Origin of the sequence: Streptomyces sp. NPDC088915 (assembly GCF_044749825.1) — a bacterium.
Classification (GTDB): domain Bacteria; phylum Actinomycetota; class Actinomycetes; order Streptomycetales; family Streptomycetaceae; genus Streptomyces.
The window spans coordinates 104,258-124,692 of sequence record NZ_JBIVIR010000003.1 but is presented as its reverse complement, the minus strand read 5'-3'; the positions used below and the strand labels follow the sequence as shown (position 1 = coordinate 124,692).

Genomic DNA, 20,435 nt, shown 5'->3' with positions numbered 1-20,435 from the left:
GGCCTGTCCGGCGGATCATGGCCGGGGCCGCGACCCTGATCCGCCGGACAGGCCCTAGGGGGCGTCTCGTCGATCGCTCCCCCTAGAAGACCGACTCCGCCTCGCGCATGCGGTCCGTCGGGACCCTCTTGAGCTGGGTCACGGCCTCCGCGAGCGGCACCATCTCGATGTCCGTGCCGCGCAGCGCCGTCATCCGGCCGAAGTCGCCGCGGTGCGCCGCCTCCACCGCGTGCCAGCCGAAGCGGGTCGCGAGCACCCGGTCGTACGCGGTCGGGGTGCCGCCGCGCTGGACGTGGCCGAGGATGACCGGGCGGGCCTCCTTGCCGAGGCGCCGCTCCAGCTCGACGGCGAGCTGGGTGCCGATGCCCTGGAAGCGCTCGTGGCCGAACTGGTCGATCTCGCCCTTGGCGTACTCCATGGAGCCCTCGGCCGGGTGCGCGCCCTCGGCGACGCAGATGACGGCGAACTTCTTGCCGCGCGCGAAGCGCTCCTCGACCATCTTGACGAGGTCGTCGACCTCGAAGGGGCGCTCGGGGAGGCAGATGCCGTGCGCGCCGCCGGCCATGCCGGACTCCAGGGCGATCCAGCCGGCGTGGCGGCCCATCACCTCGACGACCATCACGCGCTGGTGGGACTCGGCGGTGGTCTTGAGACGGTCCATGGCCTCGGTGGCGACGCCGACGGCGGTGTCGAAGCCGAAGGTGCGGTCCGTGGAGGAGATGTCGTTGTCGATGGTCTTCGGGACGCCGACGACCGGCATGCCGGCGTCGGAGAGCATCCGGGCGGCGGTCAGGGTGCCCTCGCCGCCGATCGGGATGAGGACGTCGATGCCGTACTGACGGGCCAGGTCGGAGGCGGACTCGGCGGCCTCGCGCAGCCGGTTCCGCTCCAGGCGGGCCGAGCCGAGGATGGTGCCGCCGCGGGCCAGGATGCCGCTGACGGCGTTGAGGTCGAGGGGCCGGAAGTGGCCGTCGAGGAGGCCCTTGAAGCCGTCCTCGAAGCCGATGACCTCGTCTCCGTGGCCGGTCATCGCCCGGTGCACGACCGACCGGATCACTGCGTTCAGGCCGGGGCAGTCGCCGCCTGCGGTGAGGACTCCGATGCGCATCGTGCTGTGTCTCCTGCTCGGTCGCGGTCCGTGTGAGCCAGGGCAATTCTCACACGGCGGGCCCGAGGGGCGCGCTCGTCGCCGTTCCGCGCGTCCTTCCCGACGGCCCTCCGGAGGCTCGCCGGAGGCCCTCCGGCGGCTTCCCGGAGCCCCTTCCGCCGGTCCCTCCGACGCACCTCGGACCGGTCTCCCGGGGCCTTTCGGCCCGTGCTTCCGGGCCCTTCGTCCGGCGGGCGACCTAACCACCACCGAGGGTATTGTCAAGGGGGTAATGCCGCCCTATCGGGGCTTTCCGAGCCCTTTTGACGGACGTACGGGCCGGGAAGGCGGAGCTGGGGCACCGCCCGGGCCCTTCCGCAGGACTGGACAGGAGACCACGGCGTGACGCGCAGCGTGTACGTGACCGGGATCGACCGCGGGGACGGCCGCCAGGTCGTCGAGCTGGGAGTCATGGAGCTCCTCACCCGCCAGGTGGACCGGGTGGGGGTGTTCCGGCCGCTGGTGCACGACGGTCCGGACCGGCTCTTCGACCTGCTGCGCGCCCGCTACCGGCTCTCGCAGGACGCCGCGACGGTCTACGGCATGGACTACCAGGAGGCGTCCGCCCTCCAGGCCGAGCGGGGCACCGACGAGCTGGTCTCCCGGCTGGTCGACCGCTTCCACGCCGTCGCCCGCGACTACGAGGTCGTCCTCGTCCTGGGCACCGACTTCGCCGCCACCCAGCTCCCCGACGAGCTGGCGATCAACGCGCGGCTCGCCAACGAGTTCGGCGCCTCCGTCATTCCGGTGGTCGGCGGCAAGGGCCAGTCGGCGGAGTCCGTGCGGGCCGAGGCGCGCAACGCCTTCCGGGCGTACGACGGACTCGGCTGCGACGTGCTCGCGATGGTGGTCAACCGGGTCGCGGCCGAGGACCGGGAGGCCATCGCGGAGCGGCTCGCGGCCCGGCTGCCCGTGCCCTGCTACGTCCTGCCGGACGAGCCGGCCCTGTCCGCGCCGACCGTCGCCCAGATCACCCACGCGCTCGGCGCCACCGTCGTCCTCGGGGACGACGCCGGGCTCGCCCGGGACGCCCTGGACTTCGTCTTCGGCGGCGCCATGCTGCCGAACTTCCTGAACGCCCTGACGCCCGGCTGTCTGGTCGTCACCCCCGGGGACCGGGCCGACCTGGTCGTCGGCGCGCTCGCCGCGCACTCGGCCGGCACCCCGCCGATCGCCGGGGTGGTGCTGACCCTGAACGAGCGGCCCAGCGAGGAGATCCTGACCCTGGCGGCCCGGCTCGCACCCGGCACCCCGGTCGTCTCGGTCGCCGGGAACAGCTTCCCGACGGCCGCCGAACTCTTCGCCCTGGAGGGCAAGCTGAACGCGGCCACGCCGCGCAAGGCGGAGACCGCGCTCGGCCTGTTCGAGCGGCACGTGGACACCGCCGACCTGCTCAAGCGGATCTCGGTGGCCCGCAGCGGCCGGGTCACCCCGATGATGTTCGAGCACGAGCTGCTCGAACAGGCGCGGGCCGACCGGCGCCGGGTGGTGCTCCCGGAGGGCACGGAGGAGCGGGTCCTGCGCGCGGCCGACGTGCTGCTGCGCCGGGACGTGTGCGACCTGACCCTGCTCGGGGACGTGGAGACCATCCGCAAGAAGGCCGCCGACCTGAGCGTGGACCTGCGCGACACGCAGCTCATCGACCCGCACACCTCGGAGCTGCGGGACGCGTTCGCGGAGAAGTACGCGGCGCTGCGCGCCCACAAGGGCGTGACCGTGGAGCTGGCGTACGACGTGGTGTCGGACGTGAACTACTTCGGCACCCTGATGGTCCAGGAGGGCCTGGCCGACGGGATGGTGTCCGGCGCGGTGCACTCCACGGCGGCGACGATCCGCCCGGCCTTCGAGATCATCAAGACGAAGCCGGACGCGTCGATCGTCTCGTCGGTCTTCTTCATGTGCCTGGCGGACAAGGTCCTGGTGTACGGCGACTGCGCGGTCAACCCGGACCCGGACGCCGAGCAGCTCGCGGACATCGCCGTGCAGTCGGCGGCCACCGCGGCCCGGTTCGGGGTGGAGCCGCGGATCGCGATGCTCTCGTACTCCACGGGCACCTCGGGCTCCGGCGCCGACGTCGACAAGGTGCGGGAGGCGACCAAGCTCGTCCGGGAGGCGCACCCGGAGCTGCGGATCGAGGGGCCCATCCAGTACGACGCGGCCGTGGAGCCCTCGGTGGCGGCGACGAAGCTGCCGGGTTCGGAGGTGGCGGGGCAGGCGTCGGTGCTGATCTTCCCCGACCTGAACACCGGCAACAACACGTACAAGGCCGTGCAGCGTTCGGCCGGCGCCGTGGCCGTCGGCCCGGTGCTCCAGGGCCTGCGCAAGCCCGTGAACGACCTCTCGCGCGGCGCGCTCGTCAGCGACATCGTCAACACGGTCGCCATCACGGCGATCCAGTCCCAGGGTCAGGAGCTCCCCGCATGACCGCGCCCACGTCCGCGTCCGTTCCCACGCGTGTCCTCGTTCTCAACTCCGGTTCCTCGTCGCTGAAGTACCAGCTCATCGACATGCGCGACGGCAGCCGTCTGGCGCAGGGGCTCGTGGAGCGGATCGGCGAGGAGACCTCGCGGCTCGTGCACACCCCGCTCGGGGCGGAGGGCGGGGGCCGGCGCGAGAAGGACGGTCCGATCTCCGACCACTCGGCCGCCCTGAAGGCGGTCGCCGGGGAGCTGGCGGCGGACGGCCTGGGCCTGGACTCCCCCGAACTGGCGGCGATCGGGCACCGGGTGGTGCACGGCGGGCTGCGCTTCACCGAGCCGACCGTCGTGAACGGCGAGGTGCTGGCGGAGATCGAGCGGCTCGTCCCGGTGGCGCCGCTGCACAACCCGGCGAACCTCATCGGCATCCGCACGGCGATGGTGCTGCGGCCCGACCTGCCGCAGGTGGCGGTCTTCGACACCGCCTTCCACACCACGATGCCGGAGGCCGCGGCCCGGTACGCGATCGACGTGGAGACCGCGGACGCGCACCGGATCCGGCGGTACGGCTTCCACGGCACCTCGCACGCGTACGTCTCGCGGGAGACGGCGCGGCTGCTGGGCAAGGCGCCGGAGGAGGTGAACGTGATCGTGCTGCACCTGGGGAACGGGGCGTCCGCCTCGGCGGTGCGGGGCGGCCGGTGCGTGGACACCTCGATGGGCCTGACGCCCCTGGAGGGGCTGGTCATGGGGACCCGCTCGGGCGACATCGACCCGGCGGTCACCTTCCACCTGCGGCGGGTGGCGGGGATGTCGGCGGACGAGATCGACGTCCTGCTGAACAAGCGGTCCGGTCTGGTGGGGCTCTGCGGCGACAACGACATGCGGGAGATCCGCCGCCGGATCGACGAGGGCGACGAGCGGGCGGCGCTCGCCTTCGACGTCTACGTCCACCGTCTGAAGAAGTACATCGGCGCGTACTACGCGGTGCTGGGCCGGGTGGACGCGGTGGCGTTCACGGCCGGGGTCGGCGAGAACGCGGCGCCGGTGCGGCAGGCGGCGATCGCGGGCCTGGAGGAGCTGGGACTCGTGGTGGACGCGGAGCTGAACGTCGCGCGCGCGGACGGGGCGCGGATCATCTCGCCGGAGTACGCGCGGGTGGCGGTCGCCGTGGTGCCGACGGACGAGGAGCTGGAGATCGCGCGCCAGAGCTACGCGCTCGTCCGGGGTTCGCGCGTGGAGGACGCGTCGGCGGGGGACGCGCTCGTACGGGAGGCGGAGGGCTCGAACGAGTGATCGCTTGAGCGGCCGCCCGCCCATTTGTACTTTCCGCCAGTCGGAATATTCCGCAGTGAAACAAACCGATAGGATCCGCCTCATGCGCCGTTCCAAAATCGTCTGCACGCTGGGCCCCGCCGTCGACTCGTATGAGCAGCTGAAGGCTCTCATCGAGGCCGGCATGAACGTGGCCCGATTCAACTTCAGCCACGGCTCCCAGGCAGAACACCAGGAGCGGTACGACCGCGTCCGGCAGGTCGCCGCGGACACCGGGCGTGCCGTCGGCGTCCTCGCCGACCTCCAGGGCCCGAAGATCCGTCTGGAGACCTTCGCCGAGGGTCCGGTCGAGCTGGTGCGCGGTGACGAGTTCACCATCACCACCGAGGACGTCCCGGGCGACAAGTCGATCTGCGGCACCACTTACAAGGGTCTGCCCGGCGACGTCTCCAAGGGCGACCAGATCCTCATCAACGACGGCAACGTCGAGCTGCGGGTGGTCGAGGTCGAGGGCCCCCGGGTCAGGGCCATCGTCATCGAGGGCGGCGTCGTCTCGGACCACAAGGGCATCAACCTGCCCGGCGCGGCCGTCAACGTCCCGGCCCTGTCCGAGAAGGACGTCGACGACCTGCGCTTCGCCCTGCGGATGGGCTGCGACATGGTCGCCCTGTCGTTCGTACGGGACGCCAACGACGTCAAGGACGTCCACAAGGTGATGGACGAGGAGGGCCGCCGGGTCCCCGTCATCGCCAAGGTGGAGAAGCCGCAGGCCGTCGAGAACATGGCCGACGTCGTCGCCGCGTTCGACGCGGTCATGGTGGCCCGCGGCGACCTCGCCGTGGAGTACCCCCTGGAGAAGGTCCCGATGGTGCAGAAGCGCCTGGTGGAGCTCTGCCGCCGGAACGCCAAGCCGGTCATCGTCGCCACCCAGATGATGGAGTCGATGATCACCAACTCGCGTCCGACCCGCGCCGAGGCGAGCGACGTCGCCAACGCGATCCTGGACGGCGCGGACGCGGTCATGCTGTCGGCCGAGTCCTCGGTCGGCGCGTACCCGATCGAGACCGTCAAGACGATGTCGAAGATCGTCACGGCGGCCGAGGAGGAGCTGCTCTCCAAGGGCCTCCAGCCCCTGGTCCAGGGCAAGAAGCCGCGCACCCAGGGCGGTTCGGTCGCCCGCGCGGCCTGCGAGATCGCGGACTTCCTGGGCGGCCAGGCCCTGGTCGCCTTCACCCAGTCCGGCGACACGGCCCGCCGCCTCTCGCGCTACCGCGTCCAGCAGCCGATCCTCGCCTTCACGACGGACGAGAACACCCGCAACCAGCTCACCCTGAGCTGGGGCGTCGAGTCCTTCGTCGTCCCGCACGTGGACAACACCGACGCGATGGTCGACCTCGTGGACGCCGAGCTGCTCAAGCTCCAGCGCTACAACGAGGGCGACACCATGGTCATCACGGCCGGTTCGCCCCCCGGCGTCCCCGGCACCACGAACATGGTCCGCGTCCACCACCTGGGCGGCGGCGAGCGCGCCTGACCGCGTGACGCACGGCGAAGCCCCCGTCCGGTCCGGACGGGGGCTTCGCCGCGTGCGGCTCCCGGAGTGGTACGGGGGTCAGCTCGGCTCGATCGTGTTGCGCAGGTCCTCGACCTTGAGGTTGCCGCCGAACTGGCCGGCCTGCTTGAGCTGGACGTGGGTGAAGAAGACGAACGGGAGGTCCAGCGGCGGCGGGGACTCCGGGCCGAAGGTGATCGGGATGATGCCCAGGAGGTTGCCCTTCAGCTCCTCCGTGTACATCGTCACCGTGCCGCCGGTGATGGTCGACGTCGAACCCTTCTTGGAACGGACGTGGCCCGTCTGTCCCGGGACGTGGTCCGTCATCTGGTGCAGGTCCTTGATGTCCACCCCGCTCGCGGTGAACTTCAGCACCTTCTTGGTCCTGCCGCCGTAGGTCCGCACCTCGACGATGCCGTGGTACTTGAGGCCCTTGAGGGTGAGCAGCGAGCTCTCCAGGCGCCACGGCTCGTCCGGGAGCAGCGGGATGCCGGGCTCCACCTCGGCCGCCGCGAGCGCCGCGTCGTCGCGCTCGGGGCACGGGAAGCGGGGCTTGGCGCCCTCGGGTATGTCCTCGTCCTTCTTGGCGTCGAGGCCCTGCGCGCTCTCCGGCAGCTCCTCGGCCCGGACGCCGGCCTTCTCGGCCGCCTCGCGGATCGCGGCCTTCGTGCGCTCCGTCGCCGGGTCGGCGGTCGGCTTCGGGGCCTTGGTGGTCTTGCGGCCGGCCGCCGGGTCGGCCGTCGGCTCCGGCGCGGCGGTCGTGGCCGAGGCGGTCGGGGCCGGGGTCGTCGGCGCCGTCGTGGGCGTGGCCGTCGCGGTGGGCGTGCCCGTCGGCTTCGGGTCCGGGCCGTCGAGGAGGTCCTTCAGCGCGTCGCCCAGACCCAGCGGGTCCAGCGGGTTCTTCGACTTCGTCGGCGTGGGTGTGGCCGTCGGGGTCGGGGTGGCGGCGGGCCCGGGGGCCGCGGTGGTCACCGTCTGCCGCGTGGCCGCCTGCGCGGTCGTCGTCGCGGTCGGCGTCGGCGTCGCGGTGGCGGAGGGGGTGCCGGAAGGGGTGGCGGAGGGGGTGGCCGAGGGGGTGGCGGTCGCGGTCGCCGAGGGGGTGGCCGTCGGCTTCGCCGTCTCCGTCTCCTTCTCCGTCTCCGAGGCCTCCGGCGTCGGCTCGTCCGAGCGGGTCACGCAGGGGCCGGGAGCGTAGGGGAGGTCCTTGTCGTCGGCGAGGGCGATCCTGGGCGTGAGGCCCATCCCCACGATCACCGCGGTCGGCATGGCGGCCAGCGCCATCGCCTTGCCCGCGGGGCCCTGGATCCTGTTCAGCAGCGTCTTGCGTGGGGCCGCGTGCCGCGGTCCGCCCTTCGCGAGCGCCGGCTGGGTCTCGTCACCCCGCACTGTTCCTCCCGCCGTCGGCGTCGATCGTCTTGTCGGTCGCGTGGTACTCCGGCCCGCGCTGCTCCGGAAGACCGGCCGTCAGCACGGCCCCGGCCTCCGCGGAGGCCTCCGGCCCGCCGGCGTCCTCCGTGTCCGCGGTCTCCTCGACCGGGGGCGCGGGCGCCCAGGCGATGGACATGCCTCCGCCGATGAGGGAGAGCAGGAACCCGACGCCGAGACCGCCGAAGTTCGACACGGGGATGGAGACCAGTCCGAGGACGATCGTCGCGACGCCCGCGAAGACCCGTACGGCGGGCTGGAACCACATCATCAGGCCGAGCGTGATGAGCAGGGCGCCGATGATCAGCGCGCTGGATCCGGCGGTCGTCTTCATCGCGAGGGTGATGTTGCCGAGCCGCATGTCCCCGTAGGGGAGGTAGGCGATCGGCACGCCACCGAGGAAGGTGAGCAGTCCCGCCCAGAAGGGCCGGGTCTGCCGCCAGACCTTGAACCGGTTCTCCTGGGGGACTTCGCGGGAGGCAGGGGTCTCGGCGCTCATGGAAAACAGCTCCCTGGAAGCGGTGTTGCTGAGAGTGAAGAGGGTGGGGAAGGTGCCCGGCGGGCGGGACCGCGCGCGGCGGCCCCGCCCCCCTCGGGACGGATCGGTCCGGAGGACCGGTCAGCCCTTGAAGCACTCCTTGTCCGTGCCCCGGTTCAGGGACAGGTTCAGGTCGGGGAGCTTGAAGGTGGCGGCCGTGGTGGCCCACGCCTTCTGCCGGACGTTGCTCAGCTCGGCGACGTCGGCGCGCTGGCCGAAGCCGTACTTGCTGGCCTCGGTGTTGGGCTGGATGCCCTGCCCGCCCTCGTGCTTCGGGAGGGAGCCGGCCGCGACGCCGATGTCGATGTTGGTGAAGTTGGCGTCGGCCTCGAGGTACGAGACGTCGAGGTAGAGGTCCTTCGCCTGGACCTTGTCCTCGTCCTTGCCGGACTTGACCGCGTCGGTGCCCGCCGTCAGGCGGAGGGTGATGTCACCCAGGACCGGAACCGGCGTCACGACCGACTGGCACATGTTGGTGATCTTGGCCGTGTCGAAGCCGGAGACCGCGACCGGGGCGCCGAACGGCGTGCCGTCCAGCTTGTTGCCCTTGGCGACGCTGCCGTACTGGACGAACTCGGTGCCCTCGAGCCGGTCGGTGGTGACCTTGAACTCCTGGCCGGAGATCGCGAACGACGCGGCGAGCGCGCCCTGCGCCAGGCCGACGCCGATCGCTGCCGTCGCGGCCACGCTGGGCACCATGACGACGGCGAAACGCTTCCATCTGGTCCCGCCACGAACCTGGGACTTCATGAGAATCCTCCTTCTCGGACGTACATCTCCAGAAGGGGCGTGGGCCCGATCTGCGATGGGAGAAGAGCTACGTCCTCGGGAAGGAGAGCGCCGAGGCATCAGAACGACGCGATGCGCTGCGCGTCCGAATCACCGGCGATCACCCCCGAGCGACAACCATGGGCCACGCGGTGCGCGTGGCCTGTTCGGACAGGCCCCGTTCGGTGAGAGCGGGAACCCCCCTGTCCGCGACCGGCGCCGGAGCGCCGGTCCGCCCGGTGGGGACCCTCCCCGCGATCCCGGTTGGTTGCCGGGGTCGTGCGGTTCGGACCGAGCGTGGCCGATCGTGGTCCATTCCGGGCGCCCGCACAAGGGGGTTCGTTACTGGCTAGTAACGGGTGGATAACCACGCCATGGCGGGACGGGACCGAACGGGCACACAGGGTGCGTTCGAAGGGAGGGGAATGTCAGGAGATCGCCTGATGAATCCGGACAGAACGCCCGGTTCGATTTACTGCAAGTAACAGCGGCCGCGATTACCAAGTTTTGGTAAAGCGCGGCCGCCGTTTGTCACCCCGCTGCCAAATCGACGGACGATCCGGCGCACGGAGCGTGGCTTCGGAACGCCCTAGAACAGCACGCGGGCCAGGGCCTGCCGGGCCGCCGTCACCCGCGGGTCGTCGGAGCCGATCACCTCGAACAGCTCCAGGAGCCGCAGCCGCGCCGCGTCCCGGTCCTCGCCGGCCGTGCGGCGCACGGCCTCCACCAGGCGCCCGAAGGCGTCCTGCACGTGGCCGCCCGCCAGATCGAGGTCGGCGGCGGCGAGCTGCGCGGTGACGTCGGCCGGGTTGTCCGCGGCGTTCTTGCGGACGGCGCCCGGGTCCAGGTCCTGCACGCGGGCGAGGAGTTCGGCCTGCGCGAGGCCGAGCTTGGCCTCCGGGTGGGCCGGGTCGTCGGCGAGCACGTTCTTGTACGCCTGGACGGCGCCGGCCAGGTCGCCCGCGTCGAGCGCGACCATGGCCGCCTCGAGGAGGGAGTCGTACGGGCCGGCCGGGCGCGCGGCGGGGGCCGAGGGGTCGGCGTCCGCGTCCACGGCGATCCCGGTGAGGCCGAAGCGCTCCTCGCCGACCGCGATGAGCTGGTCGAGGGTCTCGCGGATCTGGGCCTCGGGCACCGCGCCCTGGAAGAGCGGCAGCGCCTGACCGGCGACCACCGCGAAAACGGCCGGAATTCCCTGGATGCCGAACTGCTGCATCAGCATCTGGTTGGCGTCGACGTCGATCTTCGCGAGCAGGAAGCGGCCGTTGTACTCGACGGCGAGCCGCTCCAGGAGGGGGCCGAGCTGCTTGCAGGGCTCGCACCACTCGGCCCAGAAGTCGAGGACGACCGGGACCTCGGCGGAGCGCTGGAGCACGTCGCGCTCGAAGCCCGCCTCGTCGACGTCGATCACCAGGGCGGACGGGGGCACGGCGGCCGTTCCGCCCTGCCGGGCGGCTTCGGCGCGCGCCTGCTCCGCCTTCGTCTTGGCCTCTCCGGCCGCCTTCACCGCGGCGAGGTCGACGACGCCGCTCATGGACATGTTTCGGGGCTGCATGGCTACATCCTCCCCCTTCCGCGCGCGTAACCGTTAAGCCGTGGCCGAACCGCGCCGTCCGCCCGCCTCCCGCCGGTGTGCGAGACGCGCGGACGACACGGCTGCCCGTCTTCTGTCGTCTGGTTTCGCGCCGGGTCCCCACCCGGCACCATGGTTGTCGCTCAGGCCGCTCAATGCCTTTCGCTACGAGTCGTAGCGTAACTGCCGGGACGGAGGCGGCGGGAGGGCGCGCGGCCGATCCGTACGGTGAACTGCCTCACATCGCGGCCCTCTGGTGCCCTACCTACTGGCGGGTATGGTCGACGTTCATGTGTAGCCGCACCAACCCCCGCAGCAGCCGTACCGGGCGCCCCCGCTCCACCGAGGCCGACACGGCCATCCTGGAGGCGACCCGCGCGGCCCTGGTCGAGCTGGGCTGGTCCAAGCTCACGATGGGGGACGTCGCCGGCCGTGCCGGGGTCGCGAAGACGACCCTCTACCGCCGCTGGGCCAACAAGAGCGAGCTGGTGGTGGACGCGGTCGCCGTCCTCTTCGACGAGCTCGAACTCCCCGACCTGGGCTCGCTGCGGGCCGACATCGAGCACGTGGTGCTCCAGTTCGCGGCGCTCCTCGAACGCCCCGAGACCAAGACGGCCCTGATGGCGGTGGTCGCCGAGTCGACCCGGGACGAGCCGCTGCGCGAGCGCATCCGCGCCTCCATCGTCGACCGGCAGAAGCGGCTCGTCCTGGAGGGCCGGATGCGGGCGCAGCGGCGCGGTGAACTCCCGGCGGACCGCGACCTGTCGGCCGTCGACGCCACCGACGACCTGATCTTCGACGTGATCGCGGGCGCGGTCGTGCACCGCGCCCTGGTCAGCGCCGAGCCGGTGGACGGGCCGTGGGTGGCGCGCCTGTCGGCCCTCCTGGTGGGGGGCCTGGGCGCGGCGGCGACGACCGGGGGCTGAGAGGCCGTACGGACGCGCGACAGGGGCGGTACGGGAAGTCCCGTACCGCCCCTGTCGTGTGTCAGGCGCGTCAGAAGCCCGGGGGCTCCGTGTAGACGCCCCACTCGTCGCGCAGGGCGTCGCAGATCTCGCCGAGGGTGGCCTCGGCGCGGACGGCCTCCAGCATGGGCGCGATCATGTTCGAGCCGTCGCGGGCGGCGGCCAGCATCGCGTCGAGCGAGGCGCGGACCTTCGCGTCGTCCCGGCGCGCCTTGCGCTCGCCGAGGACGCGGACCTGCTCCCGCTCGACCTCGTGGCTGACCCGCAGGATCTCCAGGTCGCCGGTGACGGAGCCGTGGTGGACGTTGACGCCGACGACCCGCTTGTCGCCCTTCTCCAGGGCGCGCTGGTACTGGAAGGCGGACTCGGCGATCTCGCCGGTGAACCAGCCGTCCTCGATGCCGCGCAGGATGCCGGAGGTGATCGGGCCGATCGGGTGCTGCCCGTCCGGGTGGGCGCGGCGGCCGCGCTCCTTGATCTGGTCGAAGATCCGCTCGGCGTCGGCCTCGATGCGGTCGGTGAGCTGCTCGACGTACCAGGAACCGCCCAGCGGGTCCGCGACGTTGGCGACGCCGGTCTCCTCCATGAGCACCTGCTGGGTGCGCAGCGCGATCTCGGCGGCCTGCTCGCTGGGGAGCGCGAGGGTCTCGTCGAGGGCGTTGGTGTGGAGGGAGTTGGTGCCGCCGAGGACGGCGGAGAGGGCCTCGACCGCGGTCCGCACGACGTTGTTGTACGGCTGCTGGGCGGTGAGGGAGACGCCGGCGGTCTGGGTGTGGAAGCGGAGCCACTGCGCCTTGTCGGTCTTCGCGCCGTACACCTCCTTCATCCAGCGGGCCCAGATCCGGCGGGCGGCGCGGAACTTGGCGATCTCCTCGAAGAAGTCGAGGTGGGCGTCGAAGAAGAAGGAGAGGCCGGGGGCGAAGACGTCGACGTCGAGGCCGCGGGAGAGGCCGAGCTCCACGTAGCCGAAGCCGTCGGCGAGGGTGTACGCCAGCTCCTGCGCGGCCGTCGCCCCGGCCTCGCGGATGTGGTAGCCGGAGACGGAGAGCGGCTTGTACGCGGGGATCTTCGCCGCGCAGTGCTCCATCAGGTCGCCGATGAGGCGCAGGTGGGGCTCGGGCTCGAAGAGCCACTCCTTCTGCGCGATGTACTCCTTGAAGATGTCGGTCTGGAGCGTGCCGTTGAGCACGGCCGGGTCGACGCCCTGGCGCTCGGCGGCGACGAGGTACATGCAGAAGGCCGGGACGGCGGGCCCGGAGATCGTCATGGACGTCGTGACGTCGCCGAGCGGGATGTCCTTGAAGAGGACCTCCATGTCGGCGGCGGAGTCGATGGCGACGCCGCAGTGGCCGACCTCGCCGAGGGAGCGGGGGTCGTCGGAGTCGCGGCCCATGAGGGTGGGCATGTCGAAGGCGACGGAGAGGCCGCCGCCGCCGGCGGCCAGGATCATCTTGTACCGCTCGTTGGTCTGCTCGGCGTTGCCGAAGCCGGCGAACTGGCGGATGGTCCAGGTCCGGCCGCGGTAGCCGGTGGGGTGCAGTCCCCGGGTGAAGGGGTACTCACCGGGCCAGCCGATGCGCTCGAACCCCTCGTAGGCGTCCCCGGGCCGGGGGCCGTAGACGGGCTCGACGGCGTCGCCGGAGAGCGTGGTGAAGTCGGCGTCCCGCTTGCGGGCCTTGTCGTAACGGGCCTGCCAGCGACGGCGGCCTTCCTCGATGGCGTCAGCGTCCATGCTTCGAATTTACTAGGACGTCCTAGTAAATGTCGATGGCAGACCCCGCACCGGTGTGGCGCGGGGTGGGGTCACGCCCCGGATTACGCCTTGGCGGGGACCGGCTGCGCGCCGTTGACCAGCGGAAGGGTCTCGCGGTGGACCTTGCGCTCGACGAAGAAGGCGGCGAGCGGAATGGTGCCGGAGACCAGCACCCACAGCAGCTTCTCGAACGGCCAGCGCGCCTTGGAACCCAGGTCGAAGGCGAAGACGAGGTAGATGATGTAGAGGACGCCGTGGGCCTGGGAGACCGCGAAGGTGAGGTCCTCACCCGTGTGGAAGCCGTACTTGGCGACCATGCACGCGCACAGGATGAGGAGCATGACCGCGGTCACGTACGCCATGACGCGGTAGCGGGTCAGCACGCTGGATTTCATGCCGTCGAGCGTAACCGTACGTTCCGGGCGATCTTCGCGCGGGTCAGGCCTCGTCGAAGTCGTTCGCCGCCACCCGGAGCGGGCGGAGCATCGCGAAGATCTCGGCGCACTCCTCGGCGTCGTACGCGCCGAGGCCGAAGTCCATCTCCATCAGGTCGCGGGTCGCGGCCTCGACCACCTCGCGTCCCTTGCCGGTGATGGTGGCGAGGGTGCCGCGGCCGTCGTTGGGGTTGGGGCGCTTGGCGACGAGACCGGACTTCACGAGCCGGTCGACCGTGTTCGTCACCGAGGTGGGGTGCACCATCAGCCGCTCGCCGATCTTCGACATCGGCAGCTCGCCCTCCTTGGAGAAGGTGAGCAGGACCAGGGCCTCGTAGCGCGCGAAGGTCAGGCCGTACGGCTTGACGACGGCGTCGACCTCCGCGAGGAGGATCTGGTGGGCGCGCATGATCGAGGTGATCGCGGCCATCGAGGGGACCGGGCCCCAGCGCTTCTGCCAGAGTTCGTCGGCGCGGGCGATGGGGTCGAAGGGGAGACTGAGCGGCTTCGGCACGCGTCGACCTTACCCATGGGGAACATGGCGGTCAGCCCCGTCTCGTCCTTCGGTCGCCCCGGCCGCCCGCAGCTCCGCGGCGGCGGCGAGGAGACAGAGGGTCCCGACGACCCCGGTGCCCGCGACGACCGTGTGCACGGGGGCGAACTCGGCCGCGAGCCCGGCCCCCGCCATCCCGAGGCCCTGGACGGTCATCATGCCCGCCGTCATCAGGGTCATGGCCCTCCCCCGCCGCTCCTCGGGGACGGCGGCGACGAACCGGGCGTCGAGGCCGAGGGTGTACGCGCCGGTGGCGCCGGCCAGGAAGAGCGCGGCGGCGGCGAGGGCGACGCCGGGCTCGACGGCGTACAGGAGGTAGGGCAGGACGCCGGTGACGGCGAGCGGCACCACGATCCGGGAGCGGGCGGCGGCGGAGAGGAGGGAGCCGGCGAGCAGCTCGCCCGCGATGGTGCCGACGGGCAGCGCGCACATGAGGAGGCCGAGGGCGGCGGTGGAGACGCCGATCTCGTCGGCGTAGGGGGCGGCGAGCGCCTCCGGTACGACGGCGAAGAGCGGCGGCACCCAGAACATCACCATCAGGGCGCGCACGCGTCGGTCGCGCAGGACGGCCCAGGTGCCGGCGAGGCCGCCGCCCGCCCCGTCCCCGGCGCCCCGGGCGGGGCGGCGGGCGGTGCCGAGGCGGAGCAGCAGCGCCGAGGCGAGGAAGGTGGCGGCGGTGACGGCGAGGGCGCCGCGCGGCGGGACGACGGTGAGCAGGACGCCGCCGGTGGCGAACCCGGCGAGCAGGGCGCTCTGGGAGACGATCCGCAGGAGGGAGCGGCCGAGGACGAAGAGGTCGCCCTCGCCGAGGACGTCGGCGAGGGTCGCCGTACGGGTGCCGTGGAAGACGGGCGAGACGGCGGCGATGGCGCAGCGCAGCGCGAGCAGGGCGGCGACGGGGGTGGCGGGGACGGTCATCAGGACGACGCAGGCGGCGCAGACGAGGTCGCAGACGACGAGGATCCGGCGGGGCGGGAAGCGGTCGGCGAGACCGGCGAGGAGGGTGCCGCCGAGGAGGTGGGGGAGGAAGCCGAGGGCGAAGGTGAGGGAGGAGAGGAGCGGGGAGCGGGTGAGGTCGTAGACGAGCACGGTGAGCGCGAGCTCGCTGACGACGACTCCGAGCAGCGAGAACAGGTGCGCCACGAACACGAACCGGAACTCCCGCACCCGGAAGACGGCCCGGTAGCCGGGGGCGGCGGCGGGCGGGGGTACGGGGGCGCCGGCGGGCGCGGGCGGGGGCGTTCCGGCGGCCACAGGTGCGCGGGCCCCAGCAGGCGCGGGCGCCCCGGCGGGCATGGGTGCGGTCCCGGTGGTGGCGGGCTCGGGTGTCCCGGCGGGCGCGGCTCCGGTAGTGGTGGGCGTGGGTGTCCCCGGGCCCCGGGGTGCGGCGGGCTTCGGCATGGGCGCAGCCTGCCGTCGGGGAAACGGGCCGCCTAGACTTTCGGGTCCAGGCGAATCTTCCGGAGGGGTCGTGCCGTACCACCTGCGCTTCGGGGAGGCCGATCCGCTGCGGATCCGGTTCGCGATCTCGCCGCTCTGGGAGACCCACTCCGCCGTGCGGGTCCTCGCGCGCCCCCGGCAGCAGGGGTACCACCTGCCCTGGATGCGGCGGATCGCGGGCACCGCGCGGGGGCTCGGCCTGGGGCCGCTGCACCTGCTGATGCCGGCGCGCGGACACAGCCCGGACTTCCTGTACCCGCCGCCGCTGCGGCCCGCCGCCTCCTTCGAGGAGGAGATCGAGGCCGTGCGGAGGACCGATCCGGCGCTCGTCCTGGACGACTTCGAGAAGGCGCTCGCCGCGACCCCGGGGGCGGCGGAGAGCGACGAGGGGCGGCGGATGCTCGCGGACCCGGCCGGTGCGGTGGAGCGGCTCGCCGAGCTGCTGCGGGCCGCCTGGGAGGCGCTGGTCGCGCCCGACTGGCCGCGGCTGCGGGCGCTCCTGGAGGCGGACGTGGCGTACCACTCGCGGCGGCTCGCGGAGGGCGGGCTCGAACGGCTCCTGGGCGAGCTGCACCCGTCCTTCGACTGGACGGCGGAGACGGCCACGCTCCGGGTGGACCACCACGGGGAGCACGTGCGGCCGCTGGACGGGCAGGGCCTCGTCCTGATGCCGTCCGTGTTCACCTGGCCCGAGGTGGTGAGCGGTTTCGACCCGCCGTGGCAGCCGACGGTGGTGTACCCGGCGCGCGGGATCGGCGGGCTGTGGACGGACGCCCGGGGCCGCACCCCGGAGGCCCTGGGGCGGCTGCTCGGCCCGGTGCGGGCGGACGTGCTGTGCGCCCTGACGGAGCCGATGGGGACCACGGCCCTCGCCCACCTCCTCGGCCGGGCGCCCTCCACCGTCTCGGCGCACCTGGCGGTGCTGCGGGACGCGGGACTCCTCGCCTCCCGGCGCCACGGCCACCAGGTGCTGTACGAGCGGACCCCGCTGGGCCTGGCGGTGTCGCGGCCCGAAGCGGAGTGACCTCCGTGCCGGGACGGTGCGGAGAAGCCCCCGCCCCGGAGGACCCGGGCGGGGGCTTCGTGCGAAGACGGGGGCGCTCAGCCCTCCAGGTGCCGCTCGACGGTGGCGACCTTGCCGTTCAGGCCGTCCGTCACGCCGGGGCGGATGTCGGCCTTGAGGACGACGGAGACGCGGGGCGCGCGGGCCTCGACGGCGGCGACGGCGCGCTTGACGACGTCCATCACCTCGTCCCACTCGCCCTCGATCGAGGTGAACATGGCGTCGGTGCGGTTCGGCAGGCCGGACTCCCGGACGACCCGGACGGCGTCGGCGACGTACGCGCCGACCTCCTCGCCCACGCCGAGGGGGGTCACCGAGAAGGCGACGATCACGCGTTCACCGTGCCCTCGCGGCGGGCGCGGGACGCGATGACCGCGTCCTCGGCCTCGCGCTTCAGCTTCCGCTCGGCGTAGAAGCCGCCCAGGGGCAGGACCGAGAGGACGAAGTAGAGGGCGGCGGTCCCGAAGCTCCACTTGGTCCGGTTCCAGGCGTCCAGCCAGAACAGGACGTACAGGACGAACAGGATGCCGTGGATCGCTCCCATGACCGGCACCGCGTTGAACTCCGTCGTCCGCTTGAGCACCGAGCAGACGAGCAGGAGCAGGAACGAGACGGCCTCCGGCGCGGAGACGAGCCGGAGCCGGTGGAGGGAGGAGGCGGTCTTGATGTCCACGGAGGGGGATCACCTTCGTTCGGTCTTGTGACGCGATCTTGTGAACGGATGCACAAGGGCCCGTCCATTGTGCACGGCGACTTTGCTGTCCCTTTAGGCGGGTCCCCAGTACCTTCGGGCCGTGGCAACGTTCCGACTCCAAGGCAGCAAGGTGCTCGCCGTCTCCCTGACCGGCGACGCCGTGAAGGCGAAGAACGGCTCGATGGTCGCCTACGACGGCCAGATGGCGTTCAAGAAGATGAGCGGCGGCGGTGAGGGCCTGCGCGGCATGGTGACCCGCCGGCTCACGGGTGAGCAGATGGAGGTGATGGAGGTGCGCGGGCAGGGGACCTGCTGGTTCGCCGACCGGGCCTCCGAGATCAACCTCGTCTCCCTGCACGGCGACAAGCTGTGGGTGGAGGCCAGCAACCTGCTCTGCACCGACGCGGGGCTGCGCACCGGCACCACCTTCACGGGCCTGCGCGGCGGGGCCACCGGCAACGGCCTCTTCACCACGACCGTGGAGGGGACGGGCCAGGCGGCGCTCCTGTCGGACGGCCCGGCGGTGGTGCTGCGGGTGACCCCGCAGTACCCGCTCCAGGTCGACCCCGGCGCGTACATAGCCCACCAGGGCAACCTCCAGCAGCACTTCCAGTCGGGTGTGACCTTCCGCACCTTCCTGGGCGAGGGCGGCGGCGAGGCCTTCCAGATCCGCTTCGAGGGGGACGGCCTGGTGTACGTCCAGCCCAGCGAGCGGAACACGATCGGGGGCGACGTCTGATGCCGTTCCGCGAGATCAACTCGAAGATGGTCGAGGCGACCGTCGTCCCGGGGCAGCGGCTGTTCAGCCAGCGCGGTGCGATGCTGGCGTACCGGGGTGACGTCAGTTTCACGCCGAACGTGGCGGGCGGACAGGGCGGCCTGATGTCGATGATCGGGCGCCGGGTGGCCGGCGAGGCGACCCCGCTGATGACGGTGGAGGGCAGCGGCACGGTGATGTTCGGGCACGGCGGCCACCACATCCAGGTGATCGCGCTGACCGGCGACACCCTGTACGTGGAGGCCGACCGGCTGCTCGCCTTCGACGGGACCCTGGAGCAGGGCACGATGTTCATGGGCTCGCAGGGCGGGGTCATGGGCATGGTCCGCGGCCAGGTGACCGGCCAGGGCCTCTTCACCACCACCCTGAAGGGCCACGGCTCGGTGGCCGTGATGGCGCACGGCGGCGTGATCGAGCTGCCGATCGTCCCGGGCCGTCCGGTCCACGTGGACCCGCAGGCGTACGTGGCCCACCACGGCGACGTGCGCAACAAGCTCTCCACCGCGCTCGGCTGGCGCGACATGGTGGGGCGCGGCTCGGGCGAGGCGTTCCAGCTGGAGCTGAGCGGCAGCGGCGCGGTGTACGTCCAGGCCTCGGAGGAGAAGCTGTGAGCACCCCTGTCATCCACGACCCGCACACCCTGCCGTCGGACGACAACGTCAACCCGTACACCTTCTGCGTGGAGCTCAAGGGCTCCCAGTGGTTCCTGCAGAAGGGCAAGATGATCGCCTACTACGGGCGGATCGAGTTCAACGGCATCGGGCACGGGCGGCTCGACCGGCTGGTGCGGACGTCCTTCCACTCGCCGCTGCACGCGAGCGACTGGGTGGTGGCCGAGGGCAGCGGCAAGATGCTGCTCGCGGACCGGGCCTTCGACGTGAACTCCTTCGACCTGGACGAGGGCAACCTGACGATCCGGTCCGGGAACCTGCTGGCCTACCAGCCGACCCTGGCGCTCAAGCAGTCGATCGTGCCGGGCTTCGTGACGCTGATCGGGACGGGCAAGTTCGTGGCCGCGTCGAACGGTCCGGTGGTCTTCATGGAGCCGCCGCTGCGGGTGGACCCGCAGGCGCTGGTCGGCTGGGCGGACTGCCCCTCGCCCTGCCACCACTACGACCACGGCTACATGACGGGCGTGATGGGCGGCGTGCGGGCCCTGACGGGTCTGGGCGGCAGCTCGGGCGAGGAGCACCAGTTCGAGTTCGTGGGAGCGGGCACGGTGCTGCTCCAGTCGACGGAGCTGCTGATGGCGGAGCGGGACACCGGCGCGCCCCCGGCCCAGGCGGGCGTCCCGGGCGGTCACGGCGGGTACGGTTCAGGCCACGGGCAGCAGGGCTCGGTACCGCGCCTTCCCGGCCAGCTCGGAGACCTCCAGCGTCGCTTCGGGCTGTGAACGGTAGTCTGCGGAGTGTGACGCCCTCGAACGTCTGCGCCGGTGGCGCGGCGGGGGCGGTGTCCGGATGGGGCCCCGGGTGCGCGGCGTCACGCTCCCAGACTTCGTCAAGAATTCAACTTCTTAGGTAGAATCCATACATGGAGACCGAGACGGCCACCCCGTGGCTCACCGACGGCGAGCAGTGTGCCTGGCGCACCTTCCTGGACGTCCAGAGGATGCTGACGCACCAGTTGGAGAAGGACCTCCAGCCCTTCGGCCTGACGATGAACGACTACGAGATCCTGGTGAACCTCTCGGAGTCGGCCGAGCGCCGGCTGCGCATGAGCGACCTCGCCTCGGCCACCCTCCAGTCGAAGAGCCGCCTCTCCCACCAGATCACCCGGATGGAGAACGCCGGCCTGGTCCGGCGCGAGAACTGCGAGTCCGACCGGCGCGGCCTGTACGCCGTCCTCACCGACCAGGGCATGGAGACCATGCGCAAGGTCGCCCCGCACCACGTCGAGTCGGTGCGCAGACACTTCATCGACCAGCTCACCCCCGAGGCGCTCGGCGACCTCCACGAGTCCCTGAAGCCGATCGCGGAGCAGCTGCGCGGCCGGCGCGGCAAGCCGTAGCACCCGTACGAGGAAGGGCCTCCCCGGATCGCCGGGGAGGCCCTTCCTCG

At 72.0% G+C, this 20,435-nt stretch carries 20 protein-coding genes; 9 read left to right on the top strand and 11 right to left on the bottom strand.

The genetic code is table 11. From position 1 onward, the window contains the following. Nucleotides 1–82: 82 nt before the first annotated feature. A complete protein-coding gene (locus ACIP5O_RS07215; protein ID WP_401289598.1) occupies nucleotides 83–1,108 on the bottom strand; it encodes an ATP-dependent 6-phosphofructokinase in 1,026 nt (341 codons plus the stop codon). 381 nt (nucleotides 1,109–1,489) lie between these two features. Here ACIP5O_RS07215 and pta point away from each other — a divergent pair, with 381 nt between their 5' ends. From pta to pyk, 3 genes are all read left to right on the top strand, one after another. After that, nucleotides 1,490–3,571 (top strand): phosphate acetyltransferase, encoded by a 2,082-nt coding sequence (gene pta / locus ACIP5O_RS07210; protein ID WP_401289596.1) that lies wholly within the window; start codon nucleotides 1,490–1,492, stop codon nucleotides 3,569–3,571. Then, complete coding sequence (locus ACIP5O_RS07205; protein ID WP_401289593.1) at nucleotides 3,568–4,860, top strand: acetate kinase; 1,293 nt, start codon at nucleotides 3,568–3,570, stop codon at nucleotides 4,858–4,860. The genes pta and ACIP5O_RS07205 overlap by 4 nt, the downstream gene beginning before the upstream one ends. 82 nt (nucleotides 4,861–4,942) lie before the next feature. Then, nucleotides 4,943–6,373, top strand: a complete 1,431-nt coding sequence (pyk, locus tag ACIP5O_RS07200; protein WP_356542820.1) for a pyruvate kinase — start codon at nucleotides 4,943–4,945, stop codon at nucleotides 6,371–6,373. 78 nt (nucleotides 6,374–6,451) lie between these two features. On the opposite strand, the gene ACIP5O_RS07195 is transcribed toward pyk, so the two are convergent. From ACIP5O_RS07195 to ACIP5O_RS07180, 4 genes are all read right to left on the bottom strand, one after another. After that, entirely contained in the window at nucleotides 6,452–7,777 is a 1,326-nt protein-coding gene (locus ACIP5O_RS07195; RefSeq protein ID WP_401289591.1) for a hypothetical protein, read from the bottom strand. Beyond that, nucleotides 7,767–8,315, bottom strand: coding sequence for a DUF6114 domain-containing protein (locus ACIP5O_RS07190; RefSeq protein WP_401289588.1), 549 nt, complete (start codon nucleotides 8,313–8,315; stop codon nucleotides 7,767–7,769). Before ACIP5O_RS07190 ends, ACIP5O_RS07195 begins: the two co-directional genes overlap by 11 nt. A gap of 120 nt (nucleotides 8,316–8,435) precedes the next feature. Next, nucleotides 8,436–9,104, bottom strand: a complete 669-nt coding sequence (locus ACIP5O_RS07185; protein ID WP_401289586.1) for a DUF6230 family protein — start codon at nucleotides 9,102–9,104, stop codon at nucleotides 8,436–8,438. Nucleotides 9,105–9,711: 607 nt separating this feature from the next. Continuing rightward, nucleotides 9,712–10,677 (bottom strand): tetratricopeptide repeat protein, encoded by a 966-nt coding sequence (locus tag ACIP5O_RS07180; RefSeq protein WP_401289584.1) that lies wholly within the window; start codon nucleotides 10,675–10,677, stop codon nucleotides 9,712–9,714. Between the two features lie 308 nt (nucleotides 10,678–10,985). On the opposite strand from ACIP5O_RS07180, the gene ACIP5O_RS07175 reads away from it, so the two are divergent. Further along, nucleotides 10,986–11,621 (top strand): TetR/AcrR family transcriptional regulator, encoded by a 636-nt coding sequence (locus ACIP5O_RS07175; protein ID WP_401289581.1) that lies wholly within the window; start codon nucleotides 10,986–10,988, stop codon nucleotides 11,619–11,621. Nucleotides 11,622–11,691: 70 nt separating this feature from the next. Here the strand turns inward: ACIP5O_RS07175 and ACIP5O_RS07170 are convergent, their stop codons facing one another. The 4 genes from ACIP5O_RS07170 to ACIP5O_RS07155 form a co-directional block, all read right to left on the bottom strand. After that, nucleotides 11,692–13,392 (bottom strand): methylmalonyl-CoA mutase family protein, encoded by a 1,701-nt coding sequence (locus ACIP5O_RS07170; protein WP_356542808.1) that lies wholly within the window; start codon nucleotides 13,390–13,392, stop codon nucleotides 11,692–11,694. Nucleotides 13,393–13,475: 83 nt separating this feature from the next. Next, the gene (locus ACIP5O_RS07165; RefSeq protein ID WP_401289579.1) at nucleotides 13,476–13,808 is read right to left on the bottom strand and encodes a DUF3817 domain-containing protein; all 333 of its coding nucleotides are present in this window, start codon (nucleotides 13,806–13,808) and stop codon (nucleotides 13,476–13,478) included. A gap of 43 nt (nucleotides 13,809–13,851) precedes the next feature. After that, nucleotides 13,852–14,361: a MarR family winged helix-turn-helix transcriptional regulator gene (locus ACIP5O_RS07160; protein ID WP_030218756.1), complete on the bottom strand. Its 510-nt coding sequence runs from the start codon at nucleotides 14,359–14,361 to the stop codon at nucleotides 13,852–13,854. Between the two features lie 9 nt (nucleotides 14,362–14,370). Continuing rightward, on the bottom strand, nucleotides 14,371–15,801 hold the full coding sequence (locus ACIP5O_RS07155) for an MFS transporter (protein WP_401289577.1): 1,431 nt from the start codon (nucleotides 15,799–15,801) through the stop codon (nucleotides 14,371–14,373). 70 nt (nucleotides 15,802–15,871) lie between these two features. On the opposite strand from ACIP5O_RS07155, the gene ACIP5O_RS07150 reads away from it, so the two are divergent. Continuing rightward, on the top strand, nucleotides 15,872–16,864 hold the full coding sequence (locus tag ACIP5O_RS07150) for a DUF5937 family protein (RefSeq protein WP_401289574.1): 993 nt from the start codon (nucleotides 15,872–15,874) through the stop codon (nucleotides 16,862–16,864). 77 nt (nucleotides 16,865–16,941) lie between these two features. Here ACIP5O_RS07150 and ACIP5O_RS07145 read toward each other — a convergent pair whose 3' ends face one another. Next, nucleotides 16,942–17,235: an MTH1187 family thiamine-binding protein gene (locus tag ACIP5O_RS07145; RefSeq protein ID WP_401289571.1), complete on the bottom strand. Its 294-nt coding sequence runs from the start codon at nucleotides 17,233–17,235 to the stop codon at nucleotides 16,942–16,944. Beyond that, nucleotides 17,232–17,576 (bottom strand): DUF3817 domain-containing protein, encoded by a 345-nt coding sequence (locus ACIP5O_RS07140; protein ID WP_401289569.1) that lies wholly within the window; start codon nucleotides 17,574–17,576, stop codon nucleotides 17,232–17,234. Before ACIP5O_RS07140 ends, ACIP5O_RS07145 begins: the two co-directional genes overlap by 4 nt. A gap of 121 nt (nucleotides 17,577–17,697) precedes the next feature. On the opposite strand from ACIP5O_RS07140, the gene ACIP5O_RS07135 reads away from it, so the two are divergent. The 4 genes from ACIP5O_RS07135 (at nucleotide 17,698) to ACIP5O_RS07120 (ending at nucleotide 20,385) form a co-directional block, all read left to right on the top strand. Next, nucleotides 17,698–18,336 (top strand): AIM24 family protein, encoded by a 639-nt coding sequence (locus ACIP5O_RS07135; protein WP_125665813.1) that lies wholly within the window; start codon nucleotides 17,698–17,700, stop codon nucleotides 18,334–18,336. Beyond that, the gene (locus ACIP5O_RS07130; protein WP_401289567.1) at nucleotides 18,336–18,986 is read left to right on the top strand and encodes an AIM24 family protein; all 651 of its coding nucleotides are present in this window, start codon (nucleotides 18,336–18,338) and stop codon (nucleotides 18,984–18,986) included. Before ACIP5O_RS07135 ends, ACIP5O_RS07130 begins: the two co-directional genes overlap by 1 nt. Further along, nucleotides 18,983–19,768 (top strand): AIM24 family protein, encoded by a 786-nt coding sequence (locus ACIP5O_RS07125; RefSeq protein ID WP_401289565.1) that lies wholly within the window; start codon nucleotides 18,983–18,985, stop codon nucleotides 19,766–19,768. Before ACIP5O_RS07130 ends, ACIP5O_RS07125 begins: the two co-directional genes overlap by 4 nt. A 140-nt stretch (nucleotides 19,769–19,908) precedes the next feature. Then, on the top strand, nucleotides 19,909–20,385 hold the full coding sequence (locus ACIP5O_RS07120; protein WP_125665807.1) for a MarR family winged helix-turn-helix transcriptional regulator: 477 nt from the start codon (nucleotides 19,909–19,911) through the stop codon (nucleotides 20,383–20,385). The last annotated feature ends 50 nt before the right edge of the window (nucleotides 20,386–20,435 follow it).